The sequence below is a fragment of the Nocardia flavorosea NBRC 108225 genome (genome assembly GCF_001613385.1).
Classification (GTDB): domain Bacteria; phylum Actinomycetota; class Actinomycetes; order Mycobacteriales; family Mycobacteriaceae; genus Nocardia; species Nocardia flavorosea.
This window is the reverse complement of sequence record NZ_BDCG01000043.1, coordinates 1-8846: the sequence shown is the minus strand read 5'-3', so window position 1 is coordinate 8846 and position 8846 is coordinate 1. Positions and strand designations below refer to the sequence as shown.

General features: G+C 68.2%; 2 protein-coding genes. Both read right to left on the bottom strand.

Features of this window, described 5'->3' with window-relative positions:
* A partial coding sequence (locus NFL01S_RS33540; protein WP_443093709.1) for a non-ribosomal peptide synthetase occupies positions 1 to 5126 on the bottom strand: 5126 nt, incomplete at its 3' end.
* A gap of 507 nt (positions 5127 to 5633) precedes the next feature.
* On the bottom strand, positions 5634 to 8846 hold a 3213-nt coding region (locus NFL01S_RS33535; protein WP_157117312.1), incomplete at its 5' end, for a condensation domain-containing protein.

The window sequence follows — 8846 nt, the reverse complement described above, 5'->3', positions numbered from 1 at the left end:
AGCCGCGACCGCAGCATGTCGTGCCGGTCGATCACCGGGCCCACCACGCCGGCGATGGTTTCCCGGTCGACACCGACCGGGAGGTCCAGGGTGATGAGCTGGTGGAACCGGCCGAAGGAACCGGGTCGTTCGGCCATGAACCGCACGATCGGCGTCAACGGCATGGACCCGATACCGCCGCCCGGCATTTCGACGAGCGTCTGCACGACGCTGTCGGCGTCCGCGGATTCGGCGACCGAGGCCAGCCCGGCCACCGTCCGCTGTTCGAAGACATGCCGTGGTGTGAAGACCACACCACGGGCCTTGGCGCGCGACACCAGCTGGATGGACACGATGCTGTCGCCGCCGAGGGCGAAGAACGAATCGTCCACACCCACCCGGTCCACGCCGAGCACCTCGGCGAAGACCTCGGCGATGACTTGCTCGACCGGTGTCCGCGGACCACGGAAAGCGGTACGCGCCTGGAACACCGGCTCGGGCAGTGCCTTGCGATCCAGTTTCCCGGCCGGAGTCAGCGGGATCTCGTCGATGACCATGATCGACGCCGGCACCATGTAGTCGGGAAGATGCTCCGCGACATAACCGGTCACCGCCGCCACATCCACCGTCGCACCAGGCGCCGCCACCACATACGACACCAGCAAGACCGCTCCCGCCGCGTTCTTGTGGCCGGTGGTGGCCGCGAAATCCACCGTGTCGTGCGCGGTGAGCGCGGCATCGATCTCGCCGAGCTCGATCCGGAAACCGCGCACCTTCACCTGGAAGTCGTTACGGCCCACGTACTCCACCGCGGGATCACCGGCGGCGTCACGACGCCAGCGAACTACGTCACCGGTGCGGTACAACCGCGAACCCGGCGTGCCGTGAGGGTCGGCGACAAAGCGGCCGGCGGTGAGACCCGGCCGGGCGTGATAACCACGCGCCAGCTGGATACCACCGACATACAGTTCCCCGGCCACACCTTCGGGAACCGGATTCAAGCGGGCGTCCAGAACCAGCGCACGCATACCGCGCACCGGAGCACCGATCGTCACCCGGTCACCGGGATGCAGCACACCGCTGATATTCGTGGCAATCGTGGCTTCGGTCGGGCCGTAGGCATTGTGGAGACGCCGGTCCACGTCCCCCAGGGCAACCGACCACTTGGCCACCAGTTCCGACGAGATCGCTTCACCACCGGCGATGATCACTTCCATGCCCGCGATGTCCGCCGGGTCCAGCGAGGCCAGCACCGACGGCGTGATCAAACCGACCGTGACCTGTTCGCGGGAGATCAGCTCACCCAATTCCGCGCCACCGTAGGTACCTGTCGGCACCACAACCAGCGCACCCGCCGAACCCACCGCGAGCAGCAGTTCCAGGATCGACGCGTCGAACGACGGCGACGCGAACGCCAACGCCCGCGACGCCGGAGTCAACCCGTACCGCTCCACCTGCTCGGCACTGAAGTTCGCCAAACCGGCATGGCTCACCACCACGCCCTTGGGCAGGCCGGTCGAACCGGAGGTGTAGATGACATACGCGGCGTTCGCCGACGTCAGCGGCCGTACGCGGTCCGCATTCGTAAGCGCGGCATCGCTGTAATCATCGAGGTCGAGCTCGTCGAGCACCAGCCAATCGACCGAATCCGGTAGGCCCGCCACCTCCGACGCTACGGTGATACCCACGGGCGCGCCGGAATCGGTGAGCATATGCGCGATCCGGTCCTCCGGATACGTCGGGTCGATCGGCAGGAACGCCGCACCCGACTTCGTCACAGCCCATTCGGCCAGCACCGAATCCGCCGACCGCGGCACCGCCACGGCCACCACATCCTCGGCACCCGAACCGCGGCCGATGAGCACCCGAGCCAAACGGTTCGACCGCTCGTCGAACTCCCCGTAAGAGTGACGAACACCGTCGAACACCACCGCCGGCGCCGCCGGGTCGACCGCCACCGCGGCGGCCAGCAGCTCCGGCAACGTCCGCGCCGGCACCGCCGGACCACCCGTACGGGACAGCAGTTCGCGGCGTTCGCCCGAATCCAGCAGCTTCAGATCACCCAGCACCGCATCCGGATCGGCAACGGCCGCCGACAGCAACCGCTGGAACCGCGTGATCATGGTGCGCACGGTGGCTTCGTCGAACAGTTCGGTGGCGTAGTTCAACACCAGAACCATTCCGCCCGAGCCATTCTCGGCCAGAGTGAACTGCAGATCGAAGCGCGCGACATCGTCGGCGAGGTCCACACCCGACACCTCGAGCCCGGCCAGATCCAGCACCGGCTGCTCGTTGTTCTGCAGCGACAACGCCACCTGGAACAGCGGGTTGCGCGCCTGCGAACGCTCCGGCGCCAGCAGATCCACCAGACGTTCGAACGGCACATCCGCATGCGCGAACGCGTCCAGATCGGCCTGCTTCGCCCGCTCCAGCAGATCAGTGAAGGTCTCCCCCGATTCAACCTCGGTCCGCAGCACCAAGGTGTTCACGAACATACCGACCAGATCGTCGAGCGCCTGCTCACCACGACCCGCAATCGGCGTACCGATCGCGATATCACCACTACCGGACAACCGTGCCAGCAATGCCGCCAGACCGGCGTGCAGCACCATGAACATCGACGCGCCGCGGGCACGAGCCAGGGCGCTCAGGTTCTCCACCAGCTCGCTGCCCAGTTCACCTCGCACCGTGGCACCGGCCATGGAGGCCACCGCGGGCCGCGGGCGGTCGGTGGGCAGCACGAGCTCATCGGGCAGCTCCGCGAGAGTCCGCTGCCAGAACGCGATCTGCCGCGCCATCAGCGAATCCGGGTCGTCCTCGCGGCCCAACACCTCCCGCTGCCACAACGCGAAGTCTGCGTACTGCACCGACAGCGGCTCCCAGCCCGGCATCTCACCCTGCGCACGCGCCGCGTATGCGGTCACCAGATCACGCGCCAGCGGCGCCATCGAGAAACCGTCACCAGCGATGTGGTGCACCACCACCACGAGGACGAACTCCTCCGGGTCCACTGCGAACAAACGAGCCCGCACCGGGACCGCCGCGGCCACATCGAACCCCGCCGCCGCGACTTCGACGACCTTTTCCGTCAACTCGTCGGCCGAGACCGAAACCGGAACCAGATCCAGATCCACCTGGTCGGCCGGCAGGATCACCTGCACCGGACGACCGCCCTGCTCCGGATACCGGGTGCGCAGCGATTCATGCCGGGCCACCACATCACCCAGCGCGGCACGCAACGCCATCACGTCCAGAGCACCGGAAAGCCGGATAGCCATCGGCAGGTTGTAAGCGGCCGACGAGGTGTCGTACTGGTTCAGGAACCACATCCGCTGCTGCGCATACGACAGCGGCACCAGTTCCGGCCGAGCTTGCGGAGTGAGCGCGCGATGCCCGTCACCTGTTCCGCTGAGCTCGGCGAGCCGTTCCGCGAGCCGGGCCACGGTCGAAGCTTCGAACAGCGCCCTGGCCGGCACCCGAGCGTCGACCAGAGCCCCCAGCCGGCCCACCGCCTGGGTCGCGATCAACGAATTTCCGCCGAGATCGAAGAAGTTGTCATCGGCGCCGACCGGGTCCACGGGATGAAGGAGTTCGGTGAATACTGCGGCGACCTGCTTCTCCAGCCAGGTCTGCGGTTCGCGGTACTCGGTGGTACCCAGATGGGGTTCGGGCAGTGCCCGGCGATCCAGTTTGCCGACCGGGTTCAGCGGGACCTCGTCCAGCACGGTGATACTCGCCGGAACCATGTATGCGGGCAAACGGCTCTCCGCCAAGGCGAGCAGCTCGTCGATATCGATCACTGCCCCCGCGGCCGCATGCACATACGAGACCAGCACGGTGGCGCCACTGGGCGGTTCGTGCCCGATGGTGACCGCGAAATTCACCGACTCGTGCCCGGCCAGCACCGCGTCGATCTCGCCGAGTTCGATGCGGAAACCGCGGATCTTGACCTGGAAATCGTTGCGACCCAGGTAATCCATCGAACCATCCGCACGCCAGCGCACCAGGTCGCCGGTGCGGTAGAGCCGGGTGCCGCCGCCGTCGAAAGGGTTGGCGACGAAACGGTCGGCGGTGAGGGCCGGGCGGTTGTGATAGCCGCGCGCCAATTGGATACCGGCGACGTAGAGTTCGCCCGTGACTCCGGTCGGCAGTGGACGCAACTGTTCGTCGAGTACGTATTCGGTGACATTGCGGACCGGCGCGCCGATATCGACCGGTTCGCCCGGTTTCAGGGGTTCACTGATGTTGACCAGGATCGTGGTCTCGGTAGGTCCGTACCCGTTGAAGAACTTGCGCGGTCGGCCGTCCACCAGCGTTCCGGCCCACCGCCGGACCAGTTCCGCCGGGCACGCCTCGCCGCCGACGACCACCACCCGCACGTCGTCCAGGCCCGCCGGATCGATCGACGACAACGCCGACGGAGTGAGAATGATATGGGTCACCCGCTCGCGCCGCAGCGGCGCGGCCAGCTCGTCGCCGCCGTACACAGTGGGCGAGACCACCACCAGGGTTGCCGCGGCACCGAGGGCGATCAGCATTTCGTTGACGGAGATATCGAAGGACGGCGAGGCGAAATGCAGCAGCCTGGCCGTTGTGTCCATCGCGAACCGTTCGCACTCTTCGGCGCAGAATCCGGCCAGCCCGGCCTGGGTGACCACAACCCCCTTCGGCGTGCCCGTCGAGCCCGAGGTGTAGATGACATAGGCCGGGTGTTCGGCGCGTAGCGGGCGCAGCCGTTCGTCGAAGGACACCGGATCGGCCGGATACTGTGCGAGCGCGGTGGCAGTCTCCGGGCAGTCGACTGCCAGCCACTCCACCTGCTGCGGCAGTCCAGCCACCGATTCTGCCACCGACAGACCGAAGACGACGCCGGAATCGGTCACCATATGGGCGATACGGTCGGCCGGGTGGTTCACGTCCACCGGCACGTAACCGGCCCCGGTTTTCGCCACCGCCCATACCGTGACCACCGAGTCGATAGAACGCGGGATCGCGATCGCGACCAGATCCTCCGGACCGATTCCACGCGCGATGAGCAGCCGGGCCAGACGGCTGGAACGTTCGTCCAGCTCCGCGTACGTGAGCTCGCCGAGCGAATCGGTGGCGTCGACATAACGGACAGCTATACCGGTGGGGTTCGTTTCCACTGCCGTGGCCATGAGCTGGGGCAGGCTGGTGAAACGGGGGCGCCGGGCGCGGGTGGGCCTAGTGCGTGCCGTTCGGGTCATCCTCGCATCACTTCCTGGAGATGGCTGCTCTGGTCACCGACAACAGAACCCATCTACCTACCTCACCTGTCGTTTACTTGCTGCACGCCGTGCGCCCACGGGCCGCGGATGGCACCGCCCCGGCGCGGCGGGCGGTACCGCGCATGAGGGCACGACCGGCCGCTGCGGCACTCGCAGTCTCCCATCATTACATGGTCCGATGTGGCCCCGCCGTTACCGTCGCAGGCCACAGCCACCCCGCGAGCGCATCGGGCGTACGGCACGGATCACACCGCGCCCGGCTCCGGATCGCACCCGGCGCTCAGAGCGGCTCGTCACCGGCACCCCGGCCGGGATCACGACCGGCGCACCCGACCGGCCCCACACCCCGCACACCCGACCGGACCCACACCGGCGCACAGTGAACCGAAGGCTCGTGCAGACCCGTCAGTCCGGTAGCGCCGACAGGTCCAGCACGTACTCGACCTGCGACCACTGCCCGTCCGGCTGTCCGCCTTCGTCCAGGACGAGTGCGGACAGATCCTCCAGAGCGTCCGGATCGAACGTGCCGAGCCCCGCACGGTCGGTCCACAGGTGGGTGACCCATTCGTCGGCGAGTGCCTCCGTACTCACCTCGGCGATCAGTACCACCGACGCCCCGGCCGCACCGGCTGCCACGATCTCCACCACGGCGGCCAGAGTGTCGGCCCTGCCGTGCCGGAACGTGCGCGATTCGTAGGTCAGCTCGGTGTCGGCGTGCACGCGGGCCACCACGGCGGCCAGGTCGTCATAGGAGGCCCCGGTGCCGTCCGCCGCCACATAGGCCACATCGCTGCCGCGCAACGGCCGGCTGCGGTCGGCATAGGTGACCGGGCGCGGCGACTGCGCATCGATCTCGGCGGCGAGCTCCGGATCGTCCGGTATCAGCCAGTCCACGTCCGGCAGATCCGGGGCGGAGCCGGCCACGATCCCGGCCTCGACCGACAGTCCTGCGGCTGTGGCGGCGTCCACGGCGTCGGCGGCCACCAGCGCGGCCCCGGCCTTCAGCACCGCCCAGGTGGAGACCGCCGCTTCGACCCCACGATCGAGCCGGACCACCACACCGGTTCCCGGTCCGTGACCGCGCGCGATCAGGGCCCGCGCGAGCCTCGAAGAGCGCGCGTCCAGTTCCTGGTAGGTGAGCTCTTCCTCACCCCACACCAGGGCGGGACCTTCCGGGTCCTCCTCGACCGACGCACGCAGGGTCTGCGGCAGCGCGGTACCCGACGAGGCGGTGTGCGCTGCCTGCGGTGCGGGCGTCGCCATCCGCTCCCGCTCCGCGGCATCGAGGATATCGATATCACCGACGCGGATCTGCGGATCGGCGGCCACCGCGGCGAGGATACGTTCGAACCGGCGGCCGAAGGATTGCACGGTCGATTCGTCGAACAGATCGGCCGCGTAGTTGAACACCGACCAGAGTTCGCCGTAGCCGCCGTCGGCGTCGCGCTGCGGGGCGATACCGATCTGCAGATCGAACTTCGCGGCCAGCGCACCCTCGTCCAGAGCCTGGACGGTCAGGCCGGGCAGATCGACGACCGCCCGTTCGTTGTTCTGGAACGACAGCGCCACATCGAAGAGCGGGTTCTGCGCGGTTGCCCGGTCGGGCAGAACAGCTTCCACCACTCGTTCGAACGGGATATCGGCGTTGGCGAACGCCGACAGATCGGTTTCCCGCGCATGGTCGAGCAGTTCGGCGAACGTCATGGCCGGATCGATTCTGGTCCGCAGCGCCAGCGTATTGACGAACATACCGACGAGATCGTCGAGAGCCCGCTCACCGCGGCCGGCGACCGGCGTGCCGACGACAACGTCACCGGCGCCGGTCAGCCGCGACACGAGCACCGCCACCGCGGCGTGCAACACCATGAACAGCGTGACTCCCCGAGCCCGGGCGGACTCGTCCAGCAGCCGGTGCACTTCGGCGTCCACACCGAAGCTGGTGAGTCCACCGCGCAGCGACGGCACCAGCGGCCGCGGCCGGTCCAGCGGCAGCTCGACATCGGGAGTGACCCCGTCGAGTTGTTTCTGCCAGTAGGCCAGCTGCTCGGCGGCAACGGAGCCACCGTCGGATTCGTCGCCCAGCACGGTGCGCTGCCAGAGCGCGAAGTCCGCGTACTGCACCGGTAGCGGCGACCAGCCGGGTGCGTCCCCGTCGACGCGGGCCAGGTAGGCCGTCACCAGATCCCGGGCCAGCGGCGCCATGGACGCACCGTCGGCCGTGATGTGGTGCGCGACGAAGGCCAGCACATGCTCGCCGGGTCCGGTTTCGAGCAGCAGCGCCCGCACCGGGACTTCCTGGGTGGCATCGAAACCGGTCGACATCAGCGCACCGATCCGGGCCACCGGATCATCGGCCGATTCGACGCTCAGCCCGCCGGGCAGCACCTGCGCGGCCGGCAGGATCTCCTGGTACGGCAGCCCGTCGGGGCCGGCCGGGTATCGAGTGCGCAGCGATTCGTGCCGCTCCAGCACATCGGTCACCGCCGCCTGCATCGCCGCGACGTCGAGTGCGCCGGTGAGCCGGATGGCCAGCGGAATGTTGTACGCGGCCGAGCTCGGGTCGAACTGGTTGATCAGCCACATCCGGTGCTGGGCCAGCGACAGCGGCAGCCGGTCGGGGCGCGGGCCGGCTTCGAGGGCCTTACGGCCGCCGGTTCCGGCGTGCTGTTCGACACGCACCGCCAGTGCGGACACGGTGGAGGCCTCGAACAGTGCGCGCACCGGCACCGTGGTGTCCAGCGCCGCACCCAGCCGGGCCGCGACCTGGGTCGCCATCAGCGAATTACCACCCAGTTCGAAGAAATCGTCGTCCGCACCGACCCGATCGATCTCGAGCACATCGGCATAGACCCCCGCCACGATCTCCTCGATCGGAGTCGAGGCCGCCCGGAATTCCCGGGCCTCGAACACCGGCTCCGGCAGGGCCTTGCGATCCAGCTTGCCGGACGCGTTCAACGGCAACTCGTCGAGCACCACGAACGCGGCCGGAACCATATAGGCAGGGAGACGGTCGGACAGCTGCGTGCGCAGCTCGTCGGTATCGACCGCGGAATCCTTGGCGGGCACCACGTACCCGACGAGCCGGTCGCCGGTATTCGGGTCGGACTTCGCCACGACCACAGCGCGCGCCACTGCGGCGTGCTCGGTGAGGGCCGCTTCGATCTCGCCGAGTTCGATGCGCTGACCGCGGACCTTCACCTGGAAATCGGAACGTCCCACGTAAACCAGCTCGCCGGCCTGGGTCCAGCGCACGACATCGCCGGTGCGGTACATCCGCTTGCCGGTACCGAACGGATCCGCGACGAAACGGTCCGCACTCAGATCCGGGCGACCCACATAACCGCGGGCCACCTGCGCACCGGCCAGGTACAGCTCGCCGGTCACACCCACCGGAACCGGCCGCAGCCGCGAATCCAGCACGTACACCTGCGCGTTCCACACCGGTCCACCGATCGGAACCGCGCCGGACACCTCGTCGGCGACCGCGGCGTGCGTGGCATGCACCGCGAATTCCGTGGGGCCGTAGAGGTTGTACAGCGCCACATCGGTCACCCGGCGCACGGCGGCGACCACATCACCGGTGAACGCTTCACCGGCCACGAACAGCATCCGCAGCGA